Origin of the sequence: Ligilactobacillus saerimneri (assembly GCF_036689625.1) — a bacterium.
In the GTDB taxonomy this organism is placed as follows: Bacteria; Bacillota; Bacilli; order Lactobacillales; family Lactobacillaceae; genus Ligilactobacillus; species Ligilactobacillus saerimneri.
On record NZ_CP144759.1, the window covers coordinates 795,201 to 819,459 of the forward strand.

Here is a 24,259-nt window from a genome sequence, read left to right on the forward strand (position 1 = left end):
ATTTAATCCAGTTACTTAGCACGTTTTTCTACTGTTAAGGGGTCATTACCAATTTGCGAACAGTAGCAATAGCTCCCTGTGTTTCTTCATCCAACACGAATGAACCATTGGAATGTTTATCAGAAATAGAATAATCAGCAACAATTACGTTTACATGGGCTCCATCGACAGTCTGAATGAGCACTTGATCATGACTAGTGATACTGTCCATAAAGATCACCTTGTGCGGGCGCGTCTTGAGTGGACGGAGTACTTTAATGCCACGAATGGCGCGGTTCTTTAGCTCAACCTCGCTAACTTTCATTCGTTTGAAGGCACCGCGTTGGGTCACCATAGCAACTTGATCATCCTCTTGGACGAGAGCTGCCCCAGCAACAAAATCATCATCTTTAAGATTTACTGCCTTGACCCCGGTGGCTTTGGCACCACTAACAGGAACATCCATCAACTGATACCGTAAACCATAACCTGCATGCGTCACAACAAAGACCTGCTTTGTAGCTAAATCTGCTTCAGGAACATATGTTGCCAAGATAACTTCATTGTCTTTACCTTTCAAGTTAATGTACTTGCTAGCGCGAGAACGGTAGGTTTTTCCTGGTTTCATATCAGTAAAGTCGGTTTGCTTAATGTTGCCTTGTTTACTTGCAAAAACAAACCGTCCTTTTTGTTGTAAGTCAGCAAAGCAAAAGGCTGTCAGAATGCTTTCGTCACTATCTAGTCCAACTGTTTGTGAAAGGTGTTCTCCAGTATCCTTCCACTTAGTTTCAACTAATTCATGGACAGGGCGATAAATCATATTACCTTTGTTAGTAAAGATCAGTAAGTGTTGGAGTGTATTAACGGTTTCCTCAAAAATTGGGTAGTCAACTTCTTTTAAGCCATTTTCAGCCGGGTCCGAGGCCTTATAAGAACGAAGAGAGGAACGTTTGATATAGCCATCATGTGAAATTAACACTTTGACCTCTTCGTCAGCCACCGTAACGCTCGTTGCGATCTTGAGTGACTGTACTTCTGCTTGAATCTCAGTTTTTCGGGGCGTCCCGTACTGTTTTTTGACAGCCAGGAGTTCCGTTTGGATGACCTGATCCAACTTGTTAGCATCACCCAGGATGCTTTGGAAGCGTTGAATTTTAGCCTGCAAGTCAGCTGCTTCCTGTTGTAAAGCAGTAATGTCAGTGTTGGTTAAACGATAGAGTTGGAGCGAAACGATGGCTTCAGCCTGCTTATTGGTAAAGCCAAATTCCGCTACTAAGTTATTTTGAGCATCTTTTTTATTTTCAGAAGCCCGAATAACACGAATTACATCATCAAGGATCGACAAAGCTTTAATCAACCCACTAACAATATGTTCCCGTTCCTGCGCTCGTTTTAAATCAAACTGAATTCGCTTGGTAGTTACAATCCGGCGATGGTCAATATAAGCCTGCAAAATTTGTTTTAAGCCAACATGTTCAGGTCGCTTATTGTTGATTGCCACCATGTTGAAGTTATAAGAAACTTGTAAGTCTGTATTTTTGTATAAGTAGTTTAAAATCCCCTGTGCGTCGGCATTCCGCTTGAGTTCAACAACAATTCGCAAGCCTTCACGGTCAGATTCATCACGGACTTCAGCCAAACCTTCGACCTTTTTGAGGAGACGAATTTCATCGATCTTTTTGACTAAGCCAGCTTTATTGACTTCATAGGGGATTTCAGTAATCACGATTTGTTGCTTACCACCCTTAATAGGCTCGATGGTTGTTTTCGATCGGAGAACAGCACGTCCCCGTCCTGTCTGGTAAGCTTTCTTGATTCCGTCAAGTCCCTGCATGATGCCCCCGGTTGGAAAATCAGGTCCCTTAACAAAAGTCATCAGCTCATCTAAAGATGCTGCTGGATGTTTCAATAAGTGGATAGCGGCATCAATTGTTTCACTCAGATTATGGGTTGGGATCGCAGTCGCATAACCAGCCGAGATCCCCGTGGCCCCGTTGACCAATAAGTTGGGGAAACCTGCCGGCAAAACGGTAGGTTCATACTCAGTATCATCGAAATTTAGCACCATATCGACGGTTTTTTTGTCGATATCGCGGAGCATTTCGGTAGCAATCTTAGACAAGCGGGCTTCTGTATACCGCATAGCAGCCGGTGGATCACCATCCATAGACCCATTGTTACCATGCATTTCAATCAGCGGTTCGCGCAGTTTCCAATGTTGACTCAGACGAACCATTGCTTCGTAGATGGAACTATCACCATGCGGATGGTAGTTCCCCATGACATTCCCTACTGACTTAGCGGATTTACGAAATGGCTTATCAAACGTATTGCGGTCCTCGTTCATCGCAAATAAGATCCGGCGTTGCACAGGCTTTAAACCATCACGGATGTCGGGTAAAGCCCGCTCTTGGATGATGTATTTAGAATAACGGCTAAAGCGTTCGCCCATAACCATTTCCAAAGAGAGTTCTTGAATCTTCTCTTGGTTGTTAGTCATCTATGCTCACTCTTTCTATAAAATTAATAATTTTTATTTTGACGTAATTTTTCATCAATGGCAGCACTATCCGTCAAGCCATGTGCTTCTTCAGCGATAGCATTATCCAAAAGGCTACCTTCTTCTTCTAAAGTAAACTTAACGTTTTGTTCGATCCATTTACGCCGGGGTTCAACCTTGTCTCCCATCAAAGTGGTTACCCGCTTTTCAGCTAAGGCAGCATCATCGATGGTCACCCGTACTAAGGTCCGAGTGGCAGGATTCATCGTTGTTTCCCAAAGTTGATCGGCATTCATTTCACCTAATCCCTTGAAGCGTTGGAGTTGATAGCCTGTACCTAACTTATTAATTGTTTGTTCGAGTTCACCATCGGTCCAAGCATAGCGTACAGACTGTTTCCCGCGGGTATTTTTTTGCAATTTATACAAAGGCGGCAATGCAATATAAACCTTACCGCTCGTCAGCATTGGTCGCATATATTTGTAGAAAAAGGTTAGCAAAAGAGTTTGAATATGTGCCCCGTCATTATCAGCATCCGTCATGATAATAATCTTGTCATAGTTAGCGTCCGCAATATTAAAGTCGGGTCCAACACCAGCACCAATGGTATAAATCATGGTATTAATTTCTTCATTCTTGCTGATGTCTTCAAGACTTGCCTTTTCAGTGTTTAACACCTTGCCCCGCAATGGTAAGATTGCTTGGAACTTTCGGTCACGTCCCTGCTTTGCAGAACCACCCGCTGAATCGCCTTCGACAAGGAAAAGTTCATTTTTCTTAGCATTTTTAGATTGTGCGGGAGTTAACTTACCGGAAAGAAGACGTTCTTTCTTTTTGTGTTTCTTACCACTTCGGCTGGCATCGCGAGCTTTCCGAGCTGCTTCCCGCGCCTCGCGGGCTTTTATAGCTTTGCGGACTAAGTCTTGAGCAAATTCGCCATTTTCCATCAGGTAGTAAGTTAACTGCTTGTTGACGATATTGTCAACCACTTGGCGCGCCTCGGCTGTACCTAGTTTTCCCTTTATTTGGCCTTCAAATTGAAGGAGTTTTTCAGGAACACGGACCGAAACTACTGCTGACAGTCCTTCACGGACATCAGAACCTTCGAGATTCTTGTCACTTTCTTTAAGCAGTTTTACCTTCCGTGCGTATTCGTTGAAAGCTTTAGTCCACGCAGTTTTCATACCCACTTCATGCGTACCGCCATCCTTAGTTCGGACATTGTTGACAAAGGAGAGTATGGTCTCGGTGTAACGGTCATTATATTGGGCAGCAACTTCAACTTCGATTCCGTCTTTTTTGCCTTCGAAATACATGATACTGCCGATAGTATCCTTATCTTCATTTAAGTAGGTAATGAATTCTTTGATGCCTTCATCAAATTGGAAGATCTCTGCTTGCCCTGTTCGCTCATCAGTAAGGGTGATTTTTATCCCTTTAAGTAGAAAAGCTGATTCCCGCAAGCGTTCAGCTAGAACAGAGAATTTGTAATGGGTAGTCGAGAAGATTGCTGGGTCAGGTTTGAAGGTTACGGTTGTGCCGCTCTTTTTTTTCGTCTTTCCGATCCGCCGTAATGTACCAACTGGTTGCCCACCATTGACGAAATCTTCTTCGTATTCCACACCGTCACGGACAGTATTAACAGTTAGTTTAGTCGACAAAGCATTTACTACCGATGCCCCTACACCGTGGAGGCCACCAGAAGTTTTATAGTCTCCTTGACCAAACTTTCCCCCTGCATGGAGAACAGTAAAAATCACTTCAACAGTAGGAATCCCTGTTTCGTGCATCCCAACAGGCATTCCCCGACCGTTATCAACTACGGTAATCGCATCATCTTTGTGAATTACAACATTGATTTCTTTACCATATCCTGATAATGCCTCATCAATTGCGTTATCAACTATTTCATAGACCAAATGATGAAGCCCCTTAGAGTCAGTGGAACCTATGTACATTCCGGGGCGCTTACGAACAGCTTCAAGTCCCTTTAGAACTTGAATTGAATTATCATCATAATTTGGTGTAGTCATAAATTGAAGCCCCTTTATTATTAATTTTGAGAACTAATCAATAGTATATAAAAAAGATTAATTCGTAAAGTCTTAATGTTTATTATAACATAGCGAATATATGTTCTGAAATCGATATTTGCCAACCGCTTAGGTCATCTTGTGATAGAATTGTACTATTGGTGTTTTTATCAATAAGAACACTGATAGTGACTGATTGCCTGATGTCAGAAAAAGCCGGGCTCGTGGTGTTTTTTCAAAGGAGAAATTAATAGCACTGTTAACATTCTATTTAATTAGTAAAAGTTACTGGCTCTGTACGTAACTTATTAAAGGAGGCTACTCACTTTATGAGTATCGATCTAAAAATAATCATTATGATTATTATTGGATATCTACTGGGATCAATCCCTTCAGGAGTATGGATCGGAAAGTATTTTTTTAATAAAGATATCCGTAACTACGGTAGTGGGAATATGGGAACAACCAACACTTTTCGTGTCTTAGGCAAAAAAGCTGGTATTACTGTTTTGCTTTTGGATATGTTAAAGGGTAGTTTGACCGCCTTACTTCCCTTTTTCTTCGGCGTTCATGTCAATGCTCTGTTAATCGGTTTATCTGCGATCTTAGGTCATGCTTTCCCAATTTTTGCAGGGTTTAAAGGGGGTAAAGCCGTAGCAACTAGTGTTGGGGTTTTACTCGTCTATAATCCCCTCTTCTTTGTCATTGCATGGGCATTCTTTTTAACTACCCTTTATTTGACAAGCATGGTTAGTGTAGCTAGCATGGTAGGTTTCACATTACTAAGTATCGTATCCTTTTTCTTCCAAGACGGTCTGCTAACAACAGTTGCAGTGGTATTAACTATTTTTGTTTTTATTCGTCATTGGAGCAACATCGAGCGAATAAAGAATGGGACCGAAAACATGGTACCGTTTGGGTTAGGTTACAAAAAAAGGCATAACTAAAAAAAAGATCATTTAGTGAATTTGTATCACTGAATGATCTTTTTTATTCGCTTAATTCTACTTCAAAATATAGCGCTCCATAGCCTGAGCAACACCATCATCATCGTTGGATGGTGTCAAAACATCAGCAGTCTTTTTGACCAGGTCATTCCCGTTAGCCATTGCCACGCCGATACCGGCTTTTTCTAGCATAGTTAAATCATTGTTCTGGTCGCCAATGGCCATGGTTTCAGCGGGGTCAATGCCTAAATACTCACATAAATCCATTAGGGCATTCCCCTTGGAAGCATCTTTATTCATGAATTCAAATGACCATGATCCTGTTCGCACAGCATAGTAGTCGGTTAAGATTTCTTTAGGAAGTTGACCGCCTAACTTACTAATGCGAGTAGGATCGTCAACAAACATGATCTTAGCAATTTCAATATCAGGACTAATCAGATCTGCGGGACGATACTTAATTTGCATGTTGGTATTAAAAGCATCACGCACTGTATACTTGCTGATATTAGCTGAAGTTGTGAAAATTTCAGATTTTAACGTTACAACTTGCATCCCAAAACCGAGTTTTTGAGCTAAGTCATGAAACTTAACAAAATCATCATAGCCCAACGGATGCGTCTTGATCACTTTAGTGTTAGTGACGTTGGATGATTTAGCCCCATTGAACGTGATCACGTAGTTGTCGTGGTCTGTTAAGCCTAATTTCTTCAGGTGAGGCATCACCCCACTAACAGGACGGCCTGAACATAAAACCACATGCACACCCATTTGTTTGAGCTTTTCAACTGTTTCGATTGTCCGGTATGAGATTTTTTTATCACTATTCAACAAAGTACCGTCAATATCACTAGCTACTAACTTAATTTGCGCCATTTCTAGTCCTCCGAATATATGCTTTTCCATTTTAATCTATCAAAAACTTGCCCACATAACAATGATTCTAATAAGACGCTCAGAAAAACCTGCTAATTATTAGAGGGATTTTTTCATAGAATAAAAAAACAGGAAACTAACCAATGCTAGTTTCCTGTAAAAATTTAACTATCAGCCTAGGAGCTGGGTTTTAATCCATTGATAAATATGCAGCCACAACGTTTTCAACTGTGAAGCCATATTCAGCTAAGACCTTTTCACCTGGTGCGGATGCGCCAAATTCGTCAATTCCTAGGGATTTGCCGGCAGTGCCAACAAATTCACCCCAACCAAATGTGGAGCCTGCTTCGATGCTCAAACGTTTAGTAATAGTAGCTGGCAATACACTATTACGATATTCTGCACTTTGGGCTTTGAAGCGATCGAAACTTGGCAGTGACACAACGGAAACCGCGTGACCTTGAGCAGCTAATTCCTTTTGAGCAGCTAAAGCCAAGTTAACTTCTGATCCAGTTGCCAACAAGATCCCTTCTTGGGTACCTTGAGCAGGCGAAACAATATAACCACCCATGCGCATTCCCGCCAAAGCATTAGCAAAGTTTTGTGGTAATGTTGCTAAGTTTTGCCGACTTAAAACAAGAACAGTTGGCTTGTCAGTTGTTTCAAGTGCAGTTAACCAAGCTGCTGATGTTTCATTTCCGTCAGCTGGGCGAAGGACTTGCACATTTGGCATTGCCCGCAAGCTTGCTAATTGTTCAATTGGTTCATGAGTTGGTCCGTCTTCACCGACAGCAACAGAATCGTGAGTCAAAACATAGATAGCTGGGATGTGTTGCAGGGCTGATAAGCGAATTGCTGCCCGCAAGTAATCCGTAAATACGAAGAAAGTTCCGCCAAAGACCCGTGTTCCACCATGAAGTAAGATCCCGTTCATAGCGCAAGCCATTCCAAATTCACGTACCCCGAACCAGATGTTTCGGCCAGCATATGAATCTGGTTGGAAGTCAGCACTACCAGAGATCATAGTCTTGTTAGAACTTGAAAGATCAGCTGCCCCACCCCAAAGATTATCCATCTCTTGAGCAATAGCATTGATTGCATTTGCACTTGCAGCCCGTGAAGCAATACTTTCAGTAGTATAGGTTGGCACAGCGCTAGCTAAGTTAGCTGGTAATTCGTTTGTAAAGGATGCCTTGAATGCTTGGGCCAATTCTGGATACTCAGCAGCATATTTAGCAAACATTTCGTTCCAAGCAGCTTCTTGTTGAGCGCCGGCTTCAGCAATATCACGTTTGAAACGTGCATATACTTCATCAGGAACTGTAAATTCTGGATAATCCCAGTTTAAAGCGGCTTTAGTTTCCTTGACACCTTCAGCGCCCAATGGTGCACCGTGGACAGCATTAGTCCCCGCTTTAGGAGCCCCAAAGCCAATAACAGTCTTAACTTCAATTAAAGTAGGCTTGCTTGTTTCTTGCTTAGCTTCTTCAATAGCAGCATTAATTGCAGCGAGATCATTGCCATCCTTAACCACAATGTGTTGCCAACCATAAGCTTCAAAGCGTTGCCCCACGTTTTCAGTGAAAGCAGCAGATGTTGGGCCATCAAGAGAGATATCATTTGAGTCGTAAAGAGCGATCAACTTCCCTAATTTAAGGTGCCCTGCCAATGAAGCTGCTTCATGAGAAACACCTTCCATTAAGTCGCCATCACCGCATAAAGTGAAAGTATAGTGGTCCATTACAGGGAAGTTTGGCTTATTAAACTTAGCAGCTAAATGAGCTTCAGCCATTGCCATCCCAACTGCCATGGAAATCCCTTGACCTAAAGGACCAGTAGTAGCTTCGACCCCATCAGTGTGACCATATTCTGGGTGACCAGGGGTCTTGCTTTGCCATTGTCTGAAATTCTTGAGATCATCAATTGAAACTTCATAGCCAGCCAGGTGTAACAAACTATAAAGCATAGATGAACCGTGACCAGCAGACAGGATAAAACGGTCGCGGTTAACCCAATTCAGATGGGTTGCAGGATTAATATTCATTTGCTTAGCCCAGAGGACATAAGCCATAGGGGCAGCCCCTAATGGTAACCCTGGGTGACCAGAGTTAGCCTTTTGAATTGCATCGATACTAAGTGTTCTAATAGCATTAACGCTTAATTCATCAATTTTATCAAACACGGAAATCTCTCCTTACAATAGTGATAGCTATTTGCCTATTCGAATCTACTATAAACTAAAATGAACGAGGTTACCAGCAATATTAGTAGGACCGCAGGGAATTCCCTGTTTCTTAATATATTTTGTTATAGGTTAAAGTAACTTTTTATTATGAATTTAGTTCAAAATAAGGCTAACCTGTGTATACAAAAAGAGTCAACCCCTCCGGCTGACTCTGTAATGTTTATAAAATATAACGGCTAAGATCCTTATCTTTAACAATATTGCCGATCTTCTCAGTAACATATGCTTCAGTTACCGTGATCTCGCCCATTTCCATATCTGGTCCCTCATACAGAATATCTTCTAATAACTTTTCAAGAATCGTATGCAAACGCCGGGCACCGATATTTTCAGTTTCGTGATTTACTTGGTAGGCAATTTGTGCCATCTTGTGGATTGACTCGATAGTAAACGTCACTTTGATGTTATCTGTACCAATCATAGCTATATATTGCTTAATCAATGCATTATTTGGTTCTGTAAGAATCTTTACGAAATCTTCTTCGGTTAAATCATCTAATTCAACTCGAATTGGGAACCGCCCTTGCAATTCTGCGATCAAATCACTTGGCTTAGACTCATGGAAAGCCCCTGAAGCAATAAATAAGATATGGTCGGTATTAACTAGGCCATACTTTGTCTTGATCTGTGATCCTTCCACAATCGGCAAAATGTCTCGTTGAACCCCTTCGCGGGAGACACTTCCGTTATTATTACTGTTCTTAGAAGTGATCTTATCAATTTCATCGATAAAAATAATGCCTGTATTTTCAGCTTTCTTGATAGCTGCATCCGCCAAATCGGCACTGTTGACTAATTTAGCTGATTCTTCTCGAATTAAATATTCGCGGGCTTCAGCTACTGTCATAGTCCGTTCGACTTTCTTTTGGGGCATCATAGCGCCCAAAGTATCGGATAAATCTATCCCCATCTGTCCTAGCATTCCAGCCTCATTTTTAAACTTTTGACTAGGATCATCAACCAATAATGTCACTTCTTGCTGTTCTAGTAAGCCATTTCGTAACTGCTCAGCCACGGACATTCGTTGATTCTTGATTTCATCCGTTACAGTTCCTTCATCTTCTTGATTTTTTGCTCCCATCCAGGGATTTTGTCCATTCTGGATACTTTGCTGCATTTCTTGCATCATCTTGAAGAAATCATTGGTTGAATTACTATTTGTATTTTGCTTTTGTGCCGGAACCAAAAGCTTGACTAGGCGGTTATTGGCTTTCTTGAGAGCTTGCCCCCGAACTTCCTTGTACATAGACTTCTCAACCAAACCGTATGCAACTTCAACCAAGTCCCTAACCATTGATTCAACATCCCGGCCCACATAGCCTACTTCAGTAAACTTAGTTGCTTCTACCTTAACAAACGGTGCGTTAACAATTTTAGCTAAGCGACGTGCAATTTCTGTCTTCCCTACCCCAGTAGGTCCAATCATCAAAAGGTTCTTAGGCGTGATCTCATCTTGCAAGTCTTTAGCTAACTGTAACCGCCGATACCGGTTGCGTAAGGCCACAGCAATGGCTTTTTTAGCTGCCGTTTGTCCAACAATAAACTGATCTAATTCAGCAACAATTTGCTTTGGCGTTTTATCAATTGGATTCATCGTATCCCATCCTTTGTCTGTTTATAGCGTCTCACTAATAATGTTGTGGTTAGTGAAGATATCAATATCGCCTGCTATCCCAATAGCTTCTCGAGCAATGTCTTCGGCGGACATAGTAGCAGCATGGCGGACCATGGCTTTAGCGGCCGCTAAAGCATAATTACCTCCTGACCCAATGGCCAGAATGCCATCGTCTGGTTCGATAACCTCCCCTGATCCAGAAACCAATAGTAAGTTATCTTTATCCATCACAATTAGTAACGCCTCTAGCTTCTGTAATGTTTGGTCACTTCGCCATTCTTGAGCTAACTCGACCGCTGCCCGTTGAAGGTTACCACTATACTCACTGAGCTTTTTTTCAAAACGTTCTTCTAAATTAAAAGCGTCAGCAACACTACCAGCAAAGCCTACTACTACATTGCCATTGTAAATTCGTCTAACCTTTTTGGCGGTCCCCTTCATAATTACTTTTTCACCCATCGTTACTTGACCGTCTCCAGCCATAGCCGTGTGTCCGGCATGCTTTACCGCACAAATAGTGGTTGCATGAAATGATACGCTCATATATATTCCCCTTTCTGGTTACTTTCGTTTAAAGTATTTCTGATAATCACGTTGCAAGTGTTCGGTTGTGATGTGAGTGTATATCTGAGTAGTCGATAAGCTACTGTGACCCAGTAGCTCCTGTACACTACGCAGATCAGCCCCGTTGTTCATCATATGGGTTGCAAAAGTGTGGCGTAGTTCATGGGGGTGAATACTTGTTGTCAACGAACTACGTTCAATAATCTTCTGCAAAACATATGTTACTCCTGCAGCTGTTATTGGATCCCCATAGTGGTTGATGAAAACATAGTCATGTTCCTTGTGATACTTCTGCATCACTGGTGTACGGTAAGTTTGAAAATACTTCTGCAATGCTTCCGCACAATAGCTACCAAACGGAACGTACCGCTCTTTATTTCCTTTCCCGTGCAACAGCATAGAATGAGTATTAAAGTCAATTGCTGCTAGGGTCAGACCAGTACACTCACTAACCCGCATCCCAGTCCCATACAAGGTTTCTAACAAAGCACGGTCGCGAGTCAATATTGGATCATCCCCAGTAGTAGCATCGAAAAGTGCCTGCATCTCTTGCATATAAAAGAAACGTGGCAGACTCCGTGGTTGGCGCTTTAATTGGACATAGGCAAACGGATTATCCTGGCAGTAGCCATTTTTATCCAGAAAATGGTAAAAGGATCGTAAACTTGATACCATTCGTGAAACGGTCGTTATTCGATAATTCTGGTCATATAAATAACTCATATAAACATGGACATCAAACTTACCAACATCAGCAAAAGAACTACTACCACCATTAGCCTGCAAAAAATCACTGAAGTGTTTAATATCCTTCAGATAAGCCGTAGCAGTATTGTCTGAGTATTGGCGCTCAACCAATAGATAACGTTTAAACTCATTAAGCCACTCTTTTTCCATGAATTCACCCACTTTCTAGTCATTTTCTAACTTTGGTCAAGGTTAGTCAAGAAAATAATAAGCCCTTTTAACTTTTTTAAACACCACTTAACAAACGTTTGTTCGCAAACAATTATAACATATCCAGATTACAAATTAAAAAACATGGAGTGGCTTCACTTCCATGTTTTTAGCCATTATTTAATTTTCCTGCAATGCTTCTTCGTAGTCACCATTAGGACATTTAACTTGCATTCCTTTCTTGGTCTTTTTGTAGATCAAGAAATGCTGACACCGTGGACAGTCGCGTCCAACTGGCTTATCCCATGAAACAAAGTCACAGTCAGGATAGCGCGAACAACCATAGAAAGTTCGATTCTTCTTGGACTTGCGTTCAACGACATCACCTTTTTGACATTTTGGACAAGTAATTCCAATCTTTTTAATAATTGGTTTAGTATTCCGACAGTCTGGGAACCGACTGCAAGCATAGAACTTTCCAAAACGTCCTAATTTAATTACCATCGGTGCACCACAGATGTCGCAATCAATGTGGGCTGGCTCATCTTTAATCTTAACTTTTTCGAGCTTTTTCTCTGCTGTTGCGACTTCCTTAGCAAACGGTTGGTAGAAGCTATCAATGACTTTAACCCATTCTTGTTTACCATCTTCAATTTCATCTAACTTACTTTCCAAGTCAGCTGTAAACGCAACATTCAAGATATCAGGGAAACAATCTTCGATCATTTTGTTGACAATTTCCCCTAATTCAGTTGGTTCAAACTTACGGGTAACTAACCGCACATAATAACGTTTTTGAATAGTGCTCAAGGTCGGCGCATAAGTCGAAGGGCGCCCAACCCCATTGCTTTCCAGAGTCTTAATCAAAGTTGCTTCAGTATAGCGGGCTGGCGGCGTTGTGAACAATTGGTTGGGACTAGTTTTAACCAACTCTACTTCGTCGCCTTCATTGAGTTCAGGGAGAATATTATCTTTGTGCTTTGAAACAGTGTATACCTTACTAAAGCCCGAAAACTTGAGTTTTGACCCATTAGCCCGGAAAGTAACGCCATTTTGAGTAATATCAACCGTCATCGTATCGTAGACCGCTGGCGTCATCTGTGAAGCAACAAAACGCGACCATATCAATGAATAAAGCTTCATCTGGTCTTTGCTTAGGTACTTTTCAAGTTCCTGTGGTGTCCGCATCACTGAAGAAGGCCGAATAGCTTCGTGGGCATCCTGAGCCCCTTCAGGTAACTTCCCTTTGCGTGGACTATTAGCTGCATACTCTGCCCCTAAGTTTTCATGAATATAGGTGGCCGCCTCATGCTTAGCCACAGAGGCAATCCGTGTTGAATCCGTCCGCATATAAGTAATCAACCCTACTGTTCCAGACCCGATATTGATACCTTCATACAGCTGTTGGGCAACCATCATCGTCTTGGCTGTTCTAAACTTCAAGATATTGTTAGCCGCTTGTTGCATGGTGGAAGTAGTAAACGGTAAGGGAGCTTGCCGTTTGCGTTCCTTGCGCTTGACGGTGGCAACGGTAAATGGCTGTTGCTTATCAATCCGTTGTAAAACTGTTTGAACATCCTCATTGGTGTGAAGTTTCTTCAGGGCACCATCCAGATCATGATAATCGGCCGCAAACTTAGTTTTTCCCTTCTTAAATTCACTATCAATCTTCCAGTATTCTTCTGGTTTAAATTCTTTGATTTCGCGTTCCCGCTTGATAATCAAGTTTAAAGCGATAGATTGCACTCGCCCAGCTGACAAGCCTTTTTTGATTTTAGCCCATAATAATGGCGAGATAGAATAACCCACCAAGCGGTCCAAAACCCGCCGTGCTTGTTGGGCATCAACCAAGTTCATATCGATTGAGCGGGGATTCTTAAAGGCATTTTTAACGGTGTCTTTCGTGATTTCGTTAAAGACAACCCGGTTTTTTCCGTTTGGATCCAAGCCTAAAAGGTAAGACAAGTGCCATGCGATAGCTTCCCCTTCACGGTCCGGGTCAGATGCCAAGTATACATGGGCTGCTTTTTTGGCTTCCTTGCGTAGCTCTTTAATTACGTCACCCTTGCCACGAATAGAAATATAATGTGGTTCGTAATTATTTTCAATATCGACCCCCATCTTGCTCTTAGGAAGGTCGCGAATATGGCCTAAACTAGCCATTACTTTGTAGCGTGAACCTAGATACTTGCCGATTGTCTTAGCTTTAGAAGGTGATTCAACAATAACTAGATTCTTCCGAGGTTTTTTACGTTTCTTTTGGGTCGTTGGCATTAACCCAACTCCTTTTCTTTCTTTAATAATTTTAATCAATGTTCAAATCGATATATATCGTATGGATTTACCCGTCTTTTGTCAAGCATGCCCTCTCAATTATATGTTAGTTTTCTTCGCGCTGGCGCCCAAATTCCAGATACTCGTTGGCCTGATCTTGCAGCTCGTCCATACTTATGAGAGTCAGTTGATAGTCCGTCTTTTCCTGTTCAATGTAACGTTTGACATACTTAAAATCATACTGCGATTTGCCCGGATACTGGGGATCATAAATCAGCAGACACCGATCAGTATGCTCCACCATAAATTGCTGGTACTGCCGTAGTTGCTGGGGGTTATTATAGGGAGCCTGAACTACCACTTCATTGAAGTCTACTTGACGCCGTAAATCTGCCAGGTGGAGTTGCTTATTCTCCTGCCACCTATTCCCAAAATCTAAAAATGGTTCCATTAGGGCCACCTTTAACTCCGAATACTCTTTTTTCATTGCTAAGGCAGTTTCAACAGCCCACTGTTCAACTCCTAACTGTCCTCCTGTAAGAACCCATTCCAAGCCCTCATCTAACTGATCAACCAGAGCGTTGCACAAAACATGTTTAATCACTGCAATTTTTTCGTCTTTTTCCTGAAAGACTCCCAGCTCATAACTTCGATAACCAGTAATCCATAACCGCATCAAGGTTCCTCCTTTGAATACTATTAATTATATACATTTCAAAAGCATTGTTCTCATCATAACAAAAATCAACTTTTATAAAAGACTTTCTAAGCAAAAGAATTTTGCAAACATTAGCACAGTGCGCGCAACTAAAACAATTTAGGCGTTCTCACGGTTAATTGTGGTATAATTCCAATCGATAGGGAGGGATGCGAGTGGCAATCCGATATCCTGGCGGAAGGCTCTTTCATGAGTTTGATCATTCCGCAAAGAAAAAATCAGTTTCATCACAGGTTATTTATGGTAACCGGGGGATGTCACTGGAACAAGAGATCAACGCTAGTAATCAATACTACCTGACTCACGGTATTGCTGTTGTCCATAAAAAACCAATACCCGTCCAAATAGTTGATGTTAATTACCCCAAGCGAAGCGCGGCAGTAATCAAAGAGGCATATTTTAAGACGCCATCGACGACCGATTACAATGGTGTATATAAAGGAAAGTATATTGACTTTGAAGCTAAAGAGACCAAAAACAAAACTTCATTTCCGCTAAAAAACTTTCACGAACACCAAGTGCAGCACATGCGGGCATGTGTGGCCCAGGGGGGAATTTGTTTCACTATAATTAAATTCACGCAAACTCAAGAGATTTTCTTACTTCCAGCGCGGGTTTTATTTGACTATTGGCAACAACAAGCCACAGGTAGAAAATCTATCCCTAAGCAAGCCATTATCCAGGCAGGCTATGCGATTCAATATCATATCAACCCTACGGTGCCCTACCTGGATGCAGTGGATAAATTTATGGCAACGATCCAATAATAATAAGGAGATTTAATCAATATGGCAGATAACGATCCTAAGTATTCGCGTGTTGCACGGCGACACGAAGAGGAAAAAAGCCGACGAGGCGCAAAAAAACCGGCAAATAAGAGCCTCGCCAAAAAGATAATCCTAGGTGTTTTAGCTTTCATACTCTTAATGGTAGTCGGAGGAGCGACATTGTTTTTTGTTTACGCATCACAAGCCCCCCGGTTAACTGCAACCCGTCTTGAAAGTTCGGGTTCAACTATTATTTATGACGCTAGCAATCACAAGATCACTTCACTAGGTACGGAAAACCGGGATTATGCTCATAGTAATGAGATCCCACAACAACTTAAAAACGCTGTGGTTTCTATCGAAGACAAACGTTTCTACAAGAGCCACGGGGTTGATCCTTTCCGAATTGCTGGAGCTGCCTGGGCCAACCTCACTGGGGGCTCCGATGGTCTCCAAGGTGGTAGTACGTTAGAACAACAGCTAATCAAGCTATCATATTTCTCAACTAAGCGGTCTGATCAAACATTAAAACGTAAATCTCAAGAAGCTTGGCTAGCTTTGCAACTTGACCGTATGTATGACAAAGATCAAATCTTGACATTCTATGTCAACAAGGTCTTTATGGGAAACGGATGTTACGGGATGCAGACAGCTTCGCGCTATTACTATGGTAAGAGCTTGAAGAATCTCGATTTAGCTCAAACAGCCCTGATCGCTGGTATCCCTAATGCACCAACTGACTATAACCCATACTCCAACAAGCAGCTGGCTACCCAACGGCGGAATGAAGTTCTAGATGCAATGGCAAATAATGGCAAAATCACTGCCGCGCAAGCTGCCCAAGCCAAGCAGGAAAGTATTACCTATGGCTTGAAGAAACAACGCCCTGCATCGCAGGTTTCTAAAAAGGCAAAGATCGCCGATCCTTACCTCAAACAAGTTATTGCTGATGCTAAGGCTAAGGGATATGATCCATACTCAGGAAGTTTACGGATTTATACTAACCTCAATATGGACTACCAAAAGAAGCTTTATAATTTAGCTAATGATGATACGAGCTTCATTTTCCCGGATAACAAGTTCCAAATTGCAGCAACGGTTGTCAACCCACGTAACGGTGCAGTTATTGCTATGTTGGGGGGACGAAAGACCGGTAATGTAACTTATGGTTTGAACCGGGCTGTCCAGACGGATCGAACTAATGGTTCGACTGCAAAACCGCTGATGGATTATGGACCAGCTATCGAATACCTTGACTGGGCAACATACCATGTTTTGGACGATAGTAAGTACGTTTACCCAGGGACTAATATCCAACTGAACGACTTTGATCACTCTTATAAAGGGAAGATGACTATGCGCCAAGCATTGATCGAATCCCGTAATATCCCGGCTATTAGAGCTTTGCAATCAGTCGGGATCACCCGATCTCAAGATTTTATCCAGAAACTTGGTTTTTCTTATAAAAAAGATCTGGAATTCCAAAACGGGATTGGGATGCCTTCTTCTACATTGCAAAATGCTGCTGCCTACGCTGCTTTTGCTAATGGAGGAACATACTACAAGCCTTCTTACATTAGAACAATTGTTACTGCTGATGGTGATGTTAAGAATTATTCTAGTTCCGGAACACGGGCAATGAAGAGTTCCACAGCTTACATGATCACAGACATGCTTAAGCAAGTTATCACCAAAGGGACCGGGACTGGTGCCCGGATTGCCGGAATCTACCAAGCCGGTAAAACGGGGACTAACGCTTACCCAGATGATGTCGCAAGCCAATTTCCTGCTAGTGCTGATATGGATTCATGGTTTAATGGCTATACTAAACAGTACTCAATGTCCATTTGGACTGGGTATGATCATCCATATGAACCAGGAAATTATCTCAGCCCTTCTGCGTCGCGACTTGCTAGTCAATTCTACCAGCAGATGATGGCTTATATGATGCAAGACAAAGAAAGCACGGACTGGACTAAGCCGAGTGATGTTTATGTTAAATACGTTCGCGGTAACCGCGAATTGTACTTGGCTGGATCAGGACCTGTCTTATCTATTGATAACGATGATAAGAAGAAAGAATCCTCCAGTTCATCGAGTTCATCAAGCTCTGACAAGTCCTCTAGTTCATCTGATGACAGCAGTTCAAGTTCATCAGATAGTTCGAGTTCGTCATCATCTTCAGCAGCTACTACTGCTTCAAGTACCCAGTCCAGCAGTAGTTCTGCCCCGGCATCAAATTCAACCCCGCCGACAACCCCAAGCAACAATGGGAATAACGGCCACTCATGATGCTCATCAGCAAATTGTTAAACTAGCATAAAATAAACCCCCATAGTTGGATCAATTCCAATTATGGGGGTTTTCTTTGGCTACATTAATTTTGCTGAACTAGGAATTTTAAGCCTGCTAACTGTATTATTTCGCTTGTTCTTGCCCATACGCGCAAATATTGAGCAAGGGACAAGTTGCACAATGTGGCTGTCGTGCAGTACACCAGTACCGTCCCCAAAAGATCAACGCATGGTGCGCATCAAGCCACTTTTCTGGGGGCAGGCTATCCATAAATTTTCTTTCTATCTGGGTCACTGAAGCGTCTGCTGCAACGATCTGCAGGCGTTTGGCAATCCGACTAACGTGAGTATCAACCGCAAATGCCGGGACACCAAACCGTTCAGATAAGACTACATTTGCGGTTTTCCGCCCTACACCGGGCAACTTTACTAGCTCCTCTCGCTGTGCCGGTACTACTCCTCCGTAGTCAGTAACCAGTTTTTGCGCACAAGCCACTAGGTACCGGGCCTTGTTTCGGTATAAACCGATTGTCTTGATGTATGGTTCGACATCAGTCGCTGTGACCTGGGCTAAGTCATTGGGCGTAGGAAAACGGGCAAATAAGGCCGGAGTAACTAAGTTTACCGACTTATCTGTTGCCTGGGCACTCAAAATCACAGCGAGAAGAAAGTGAAAATCTGTATCGGCAACCAACGATGTCCGAGCTTGGGGATACTTCTCCCGCATGGTCGCAATAGCTAATTCAATTTGATCTTTACTTAGCATTTTTATCACCTTGATCATCTGACCAGTGGATTAGTGGAATTGGTGGCAGTTTTTCTGCACTGCTTTGTGGCGATGCTGGCTGCACAAAGCTCTGCGCTTGGTGCCTCTTTTTAAGATAGTCAGCCGCCGCTTTAGCAGTTTTGATATTTTTCTTTTCCCAATTCATTAAAATTTGGTCAATATAGCGTAAGCTCAAGGCACTATTAATGACCGCTTCCTTCAAAGCCGCCAAAATCAAGTCGGGTTGATAGTGGTCTTCTGTCAACCACCCATCAATAGTTTGAATCTCCATTGGGCTAAAATCACGGCCAAATTCAACTTCAAACCGGTTAAAGACATCGACTTTTGATAAACGGCGGTCATCTTTGACAGTCGTTAGTTCCGGACGTTCAGCTGCCGTAAGCACCTTAAACAGTTCTGTATATAGCTGACTAAAATCATATTGATCATGCTTTTTTCCCTCTGCATCTTCAACTGGTGCAATAGTTAACAACTTTTTTTCCACCATTCCGTATAACAACGTAAAGACTTTTTCTGAGGGGATTTCCATATTTTGCGCGATCTTATCGATATCAACTTCTTGTTGTCCAAATTGAAATTGTTCTTGGAGCTGCAAAAAGAGGACTAACTCCGTCTCACTTAACCCTATTTTGCGATAATTATTGACTAGTAAGCGGGAAACTGTGACTGTCCCTGCTGCTAAATATTGTCTTAATTGCGCATCCATTTGCTTCATTCCTTTACTACTCTCTCTTAATTAAGTATCGACTCTTAGAGAAATTACGTCAACCTAAACCCTGCTGTAAACATGTTTTTTTACATTATAGTTAAGGTAACATTCTATTGTTGTTTTTGGATAAAATAAATAAACACGCCCAGCATCGTCACTGAACGTGTTTATTACTTTCTATTGTAGGTGTTGCTGAACAAATTTATCTAAACGTTTAACTGCTTCCATGAGGTTTTCCATGCTAGTTGCATAGCTCAAGCGAATATGTTCATCCATCCCGAAGGCAACCCCAGGAACAACTGCTACGTGGGCTTGTTCGAGCAATGCCGTACAGAAATCACTCACGGTCGAATAACCACACATTGTGGCGGTCTTTTTGACATTAGGGAACATATAAAATGCACCGGCGGGCTTTTGGAGATCTACCCCAGGGATCGCACTTAACAACGGATAAATAGTATTGAGCCGTTGCTCGTACTGAAGGCGCATTTCTTCCACGCAGGTTTGTGGTCCAGTAGCGGCTGCTAAGGCTGCATATTGACTAACTGCTGCAATATTGCTGGTAGTATGCCCGATAAAGCTTCCTAGTTTCTTGATGAACCACTGGGGCGCAACGGTGTAACCCACCCGCCAGCCAGTCATCGCATAAGTCTTGGAAAAACCACTGACTAAAATAGTTTGTTCACGAATAGCCGCTGAAAGTTGCCAAATGGATGTGAATTGGTTGCCATTGTAAATCAACTCACTGTACATATCGTCAGCAATAATCACAATATCATGTTCAACGGCCCAGTCACCAATCGCTTGCAACTCTTCCCGAGTATAAACTAACCCAGCTGGGTTTTGGGGACTATTGATGATCAGTAGCTTGGTCCGGTCAGTCCGGTTAGCCTCTAAGTCCGCCACACTAACCCGACCGGTGGCAGCAGTTGGACGAACGAACACAGGCTTTCCTGCAGCTAATTTTACTTGTTCGCCATAGCTCACCCAGTATGGCAAAGGAATTAGCACTTCATCACCAGCGCTAATTACCGCTTGAGTTACGGCATAAAGGGAAAACTTCCCCCCTGCTGTGACGGCTACTTGGTCAGCTGAAGTTGGAACTCCTAACATCTTGGTCACCTTAGTGGCGATTGCTGACCGGAGTTCTTTGATTCCCAAAGCCGGTGTGTAAAAGTCCGACTTACCAGCAGTGATAGCCGCAATAGCTGTTTGCTTAATGTGCTCAGGTGTATTGAAATCAGGTTCACCGATTGATAAATTGATCACGTCAATTCCTTGCGCCTGCATCTCCTTAGCTTTGGTTGACAAAGCCAGGGTGGCTGATGGTGCGATAGCGTTGATCTTGTCAGTAATGTTAATTCCCATACCAATTACCTCTTTTTAAATATTTTGAATTGATTTAATTAAACTACCATTTTTAAACGTTAGCAAGTCGTATGCCAGGCGACCATTTTTGTTGGTATATGTTACTTCCCAGGCGATCTTTTTGTCGTATACTCCCAGAGCGACATGCTTGATAGCCCGCGCTTGGCGGTCTTTTTTCACGATGGCTTGAGCCCGACTCGCACTGATTCCATCCTTGGCATTAGTAACTAAAATCTGCCCTTTAGGAGAGATGATGACATACATGTGGCGGCCTTTTTTATCAGTTCCTGCGACAGTGTAGTACGTTGCCTTGCGGTTGAACCAATAAAAATCTTGGGGGTGTACCAGAGCCGTTTTCTTCTTAGCCAAGGCAACCGCTTCACTGCGGGCTTCCCGTACTGGCGCCTGCGCCCGCATATAAAATATCCACCCTACAACTACCAAAGCAATCACTACAACCAGGGTGATTGTCCCGGTAAGACGGTATATCCTATTTCTTTTTTGTCTTTGCATTACTCAATTCCTCTATCCAAAGTTTTCATGTATTAATTTTAACGGAATTCTGTAATCAAACAAGAGTATTAATCAATAATTTAACAAATTAAACTCCGCTCGCAGTCCCATTTCGCTTGGTAAAACTATTTTTGCTTTCGAGGTGCCCAGTACTGGAACAAGTCAGTCCGTAGTGAACCATTATAGAGCTTGCGGCGCTTGTCAGCTTTTTGGCCATAGAACTTCTCAAATTCCAGGTCACTAGTCAAAATGTATTTGCCCCAGGTCTTCAATGGTCTATACGTTGTCCCCATTTGGTGGTAGAGCTGGCGAACTTGCTCTTGGTCGCTTAACCGTTCCCCATATGGTGGGTTGGCGACAATTGTTCCATAAGTCTTGTCAGTCTTAAAATCCTTAGCTGCCATCTGTTTGAAGGCGATATCATCAGCTAAACCCACTTCAGCTGCGTTTTGTCGGGCAATTTCAATCATGCGCCCATCAATATCATAACCAGTTATATCCAACGTCCGGTCATAGTCGGCCAATTCATCGGCCTTAGCCCGCATTTTTTCGCTAATATTTGCTGGAATCCAATCCCATGTTTCACAGATAAAGTCCCGGTTAAAGCCTGGGGCAATGTTACGTCCAATCATCGCTGCTTCAATTGGCAATGTTCCTGAACCACATACCGGATCAACAAATGGCCGTTCTGGGTACCAGTGTGCCAATAAAATCAGAGCTGCCGCCATGTTTTCTTTCAGGGGAGCTTCCCCCTTCGCTACCCGATAGCCCCGCTTAAATAAGCTGGTTCCAGAAGTATCTAAAGTCAACATCACGTGGTTTTTATTGATGCTGATTTCAAGCGGGTATTTAGCCCCTGTTTCTGGAAAACGGGTCCGACGATGGTAAACTGCACTTAATTTCGCTACAATTGCCTTTTTTACAATTGATTGAACTGATGGCACATGGTGCAAAATAGATTTTTGTGACTTCCCTTCAACTGGAAAAGCAGCATTCATTGGCAAATAGTCTTCCCATGCTACCTGTTCGGTTTTATTGAATAATTCCTCAAACGAGCGGGCTTCAAACTCTGCTATCACTATTTTGACCCGGTCAGCTGTCCGAAGCCACAGGTTAGTCCAGATAATGTCTTCAATTGTGCCGTGGTAACGAACACGACTATTCTCAACCTGAACATCATAGCCTAAGTGGCGTAACTCATTGCCAACGATTGATTCGATTCCCGCAGCTGCGGTTGCAATCAAATTATATGTTTTCATCTTATTCTCCTTGAATTGTTTCTTAAAAATAAAAAAACTAGGATGAGAGTAACCTACAATCCTAGTTCCCTGTTATGTAATCCTCTATAAGCCACGTTCCGTACGTCATCCAGCCCAGGAAGCTAGAATCGGTGGTAATCATCTATCTCCGAATACCACTAGGATATTCGCCCCCATGATTAGTTCATTTCCGTCATGAAGCGCCCCTACCAAAGTTTGGGTTACCTGCTCGCAGGGTTTACCTCGTTCCACTTAGGAATGTTTCCACTCCTCCTCGTCTCTGTGGCACTTTTCAAGACTACTTAAGCATAGTAAAAACCTTAGCTCTTTTGTCTGCCGTCACCATAATGGTGCCTTGCCTTATTTTTTCAGCAAGTACGATCACTACAGGCATCGCAGCCTGTGCAAGCTTGGACTTTCCTCAGACTATAAAAATAGCCCGCGATTACCAGAAAATTACACATAATATTAACTTAAATTAAAAACGATTACTTTGATCGTCATCATTGTTGAGTTGCGTACCAAACACATGTCGCTCCAAATTAGATAAACGCTTTAAAATATCCATATTGGTCATGTTATTAGCAGGTCTAGATGCTTGTCCTGACTTTCCAACAGCAACTTGCTTGGTTAACTCATCAACCTTGCTCCGCAAACGATCATTTTCCATCTCTAATTGCTGAGTATTCTTAGCATACAATCCATAATCCTGAATCACAATGTCTAAAAATTCGTCAACTTCGGCAGGATCATACCCGCGCACTTTTGACTTAAACCGTTTGCTAACAATAGCTTTAGGTGAAAGTTTAACTTTATCCATAGTAAGCACCTCATCTACATTTGGAACTTAACCCATAACATCGTCTATTATATGGCAAGCATTCCTCAATTGCAATATAAAAATTACGCTACGAGGGACATTTCTTTGGAGAGCTTTTTCTTGTAACTTAGCTAACTTTTGGTATTGCTTCCTCATCTCACCTGCTCGCCGAGAAGCCAGATCAAACAAGTCTCTTGGCGATTTATCCTCAAAAATAAGTACTGTCAAATGAGCAAAGTTCTATTTGCCAAACCTTACACGGAGTGTCTTTACCTGTTGATCCTCGACATAAATGTAATTAATGATTCCTGAACTCAACTCATCATTATAAAATTTCGCTGTTTCGGCCAGCTCGCTAGCTAACTTATTAAGATTATCCAACTCATGCTCGGTAATTGAATGATGGTTAGTCGGTATTCTTTGCGTTCTCTCGTTGGTTACGGTAAAATGTAGTAAAGAGGGATCCGCAAATTCATGGGCTAGGTTCTCCTGGTCGGGTAGCCTGTTGCCTGCAGTTTCGGACTGCGAAGAGGGCGCATACTTGGATTCCTCTTTTTGTGTGCCCTCATCTTCTGCAGACATTTCATTTTGTTTTTCGTTCTCTCTATTTGCTTCTTTTGGACTACTATCCTGTTGCTCAGTTTCGTTATCTAACGACAATTCCTCTTGAACAGCAATCCCTTCTTCTTTCTCTTGTTCTTTGCTTTCAATTTGTTTTTCGCTTGCTTGAACTTCTTGCTGATTTTCAGCTTGTTCTTTCTGGAATTCTCGAATTTTTCCCGCTAACTCAGGGAACTCTCCCTGGAAAAACGTATTGATTTTGTCTTGTAAATCCTCGTCAAAAATTGCGTACTCTGCGCCCTTAAATCTCTCGTCAGGCGCTAATAACGAAGTATCGAACCCTTGATTTTTTACGTAAAGTTCAAATGCTCGTGCAAAAATCTCTGTTGATACGCCGTAATAATCTATTGCTTTAACCAAATTTTTTTCATTAGGTAAATTCTTTGGTTTTTCTTCTAAAGCAATCACTTTATTACGATATTCAGCAACAATTGGTTTGAAGTTATCACTCATGCTGAGAGGTAGTCCCTCAT

At 42.3% G+C, this 24,259-nt stretch carries 19 protein-coding genes and 1 other RNA gene; 3 read left to right on the forward strand and 17 right to left on the reverse strand.

Annotated elements, in window-relative coordinates; all coding sequences use genetic code 11:
* Positions 1–34 precede the first annotated feature (34 nt).
* Together parC and parE are read right to left on the reverse strand one after the other, a co-directional pair.
* Complete coding sequence (gene parC / locus V3C97_RS03855; RefSeq protein WP_338434520.1) at positions 35–2,479, reverse strand: DNA topoisomerase IV subunit A; 2,445 nt, start codon at positions 2,477–2,479, stop codon at positions 35–37.
* Positions 2,480–2,502: 23 nt separating this feature from the next.
* Positions 2,503–4,512 (reverse strand): DNA topoisomerase IV subunit B, encoded by a 2,010-nt coding sequence (parE, locus tag V3C97_RS03860; protein ID WP_338434521.1) that lies wholly within the window; start codon positions 4,510–4,512, stop codon positions 2,503–2,505.
* Positions 4,513–4,847: 335 nt separating this feature from the next.
* On the opposite strand from parE, the gene plsY reads away from it, so the two are divergent.
* Positions 4,848–5,459 (forward strand): glycerol-3-phosphate 1-O-acyltransferase PlsY, encoded by a 612-nt coding sequence (plsY, locus tag V3C97_RS03865; protein WP_338434540.1) that lies wholly within the window; start codon positions 4,848–4,850, stop codon positions 5,457–5,459.
* A 57-nt stretch (positions 5,460–5,516) separates the two neighbouring features.
* Here plsY and V3C97_RS03870 read toward each other — a convergent pair whose 3' ends face one another.
* The 7 genes from V3C97_RS03870 to V3C97_RS03900 form a co-directional block, all read right to left on the reverse strand.
* Entirely contained in the window at positions 5,517–6,335 is an 819-nt protein-coding gene (locus V3C97_RS03870) for a Cof-type HAD-IIB family hydrolase (RefSeq protein ID WP_009554376.1), read from the reverse strand.
* A gap of 190 nt (positions 6,336–6,525) precedes the next feature.
* The gene (gene tkt / locus V3C97_RS03875; protein WP_338434522.1) at positions 6,526–8,517 is read right to left on the reverse strand and encodes a transketolase; all 1,992 of its coding nucleotides are present in this window, start codon (positions 8,515–8,517) and stop codon (positions 6,526–6,528) included.
* Between the two features lie 223 nt (positions 8,518–8,740).
* Positions 8,741–10,174: an ATP-dependent protease ATPase subunit HslU gene (hslU, locus tag V3C97_RS03880; protein WP_009554373.1), complete on the reverse strand. Its 1,434-nt coding sequence runs from the start codon at positions 10,172–10,174 to the stop codon at positions 8,741–8,743.
* Between the two features lie 21 nt (positions 10,175–10,195).
* Positions 10,196–10,738, reverse strand: coding sequence for an ATP-dependent protease subunit HslV (hslV, locus tag V3C97_RS03885; protein ID WP_338434523.1), 543 nt, complete (start codon positions 10,736–10,738; stop codon positions 10,196–10,198).
* A gap of 18 nt (positions 10,739–10,756) precedes the next feature.
* A complete protein-coding gene (gene xerC, locus V3C97_RS03890; RefSeq protein WP_338434524.1) occupies positions 10,757–11,656 on the reverse strand; it encodes a tyrosine recombinase XerC in 900 nt (299 codons plus the stop codon).
* Between the two features lie 180 nt (positions 11,657–11,836).
* Positions 11,837–13,930, reverse strand: a complete 2,094-nt coding sequence (gene topA, locus V3C97_RS03895; RefSeq protein ID WP_338433792.1) for a type I DNA topoisomerase — start codon at positions 13,928–13,930, stop codon at positions 11,837–11,839.
* A gap of 106 nt (positions 13,931–14,036) precedes the next feature.
* Positions 14,037–14,609, reverse strand: coding sequence for a DUF1273 domain-containing protein (locus V3C97_RS03900; protein WP_338433793.1), 573 nt, complete (start codon positions 14,607–14,609; stop codon positions 14,037–14,039).
* Positions 14,610–14,803: 194 nt separating this feature from the next.
* Here V3C97_RS03900 and recU point away from each other — a divergent pair, with 194 nt between their 5' ends.
* Positions 14,804–15,415, forward strand: coding sequence for a Holliday junction resolvase RecU (recU, locus tag V3C97_RS03905; protein ID WP_338433794.1), 612 nt, complete (start codon positions 14,804–14,806; stop codon positions 15,413–15,415).
* A gap of 21 nt (positions 15,416–15,436) precedes the next feature.
* The gene (locus V3C97_RS03910; protein ID WP_338433795.1) at positions 15,437–17,707 is read left to right on the forward strand and encodes a PBP1A family penicillin-binding protein; all 2,271 of its coding nucleotides are present in this window, start codon (positions 15,437–15,439) and stop codon (positions 17,705–17,707) included.
* A gap of 126 nt (positions 17,708–17,833) precedes the next feature.
* Here V3C97_RS03910 and nth read toward each other — a convergent pair whose 3' ends face one another.
* The 8 genes from nth to V3C97_RS03950 form a co-directional block, all read right to left on the reverse strand.
* Positions 17,834–18,475 carry an endonuclease III gene (gene nth / locus V3C97_RS03915; RefSeq protein ID WP_027826529.1) on the reverse strand — a complete coding sequence of 214 codons (642 nt, stop codon included), beginning with the start codon at positions 18,473–18,475 and terminating at the stop codon, positions 17,834–17,836.
* Positions 18,465–19,211, reverse strand: coding sequence for a DnaD domain-containing protein (locus tag V3C97_RS03920; protein WP_338433796.1), 747 nt, complete (start codon positions 19,209–19,211; stop codon positions 18,465–18,467). Before V3C97_RS03920 ends, nth begins: the two co-directional genes overlap by 11 nt.
* 171 nt (positions 19,212–19,382) lie before the next feature.
* Complete coding sequence (locus tag V3C97_RS03925; RefSeq protein ID WP_422392859.1) at positions 19,383–20,567, reverse strand: pyridoxal phosphate-dependent aminotransferase; 1,185 nt, start codon at positions 20,565–20,567, stop codon at positions 19,383–19,385.
* 21 nt (positions 20,568–20,588) lie between these two features.
* Complete coding sequence (locus V3C97_RS03930; protein WP_027826527.1) at positions 20,589–21,086, reverse strand: DUF5590 domain-containing protein; 498 nt, start codon at positions 21,084–21,086, stop codon at positions 20,589–20,591.
* Positions 21,087–21,211: 125 nt separating this feature from the next.
* Entirely contained in the window at positions 21,212–22,345 is a 1,134-nt protein-coding gene (locus V3C97_RS03935; RefSeq protein WP_338433798.1) for a class I SAM-dependent RNA methyltransferase, read from the reverse strand.
* 82 nt (positions 22,346–22,427) lie between these two features.
* An RNA gene (gene rnpB / locus V3C97_RS03940) (RNase P RNA component class B) lies at positions 22,428–22,802 on the reverse strand.
* A gap of 21 nt (positions 22,803–22,823) precedes the next feature.
* Positions 22,824–23,165 (reverse strand): cell division regulator GpsB, encoded by a 342-nt coding sequence (gpsB, locus tag V3C97_RS03945; protein WP_009554349.1) that lies wholly within the window; start codon positions 23,163–23,165, stop codon positions 22,824–22,826.
* Positions 23,166–23,405: 240 nt separating this feature from the next.
* A complete protein-coding gene (locus V3C97_RS03950) occupies positions 23,406–24,239 on the reverse strand; it encodes an LPD1 domain-containing protein (RefSeq protein WP_338433799.1) in 834 nt (277 codons plus the stop codon).
* Positions 24,240–24,259: the final 20 nt, after the last annotated feature.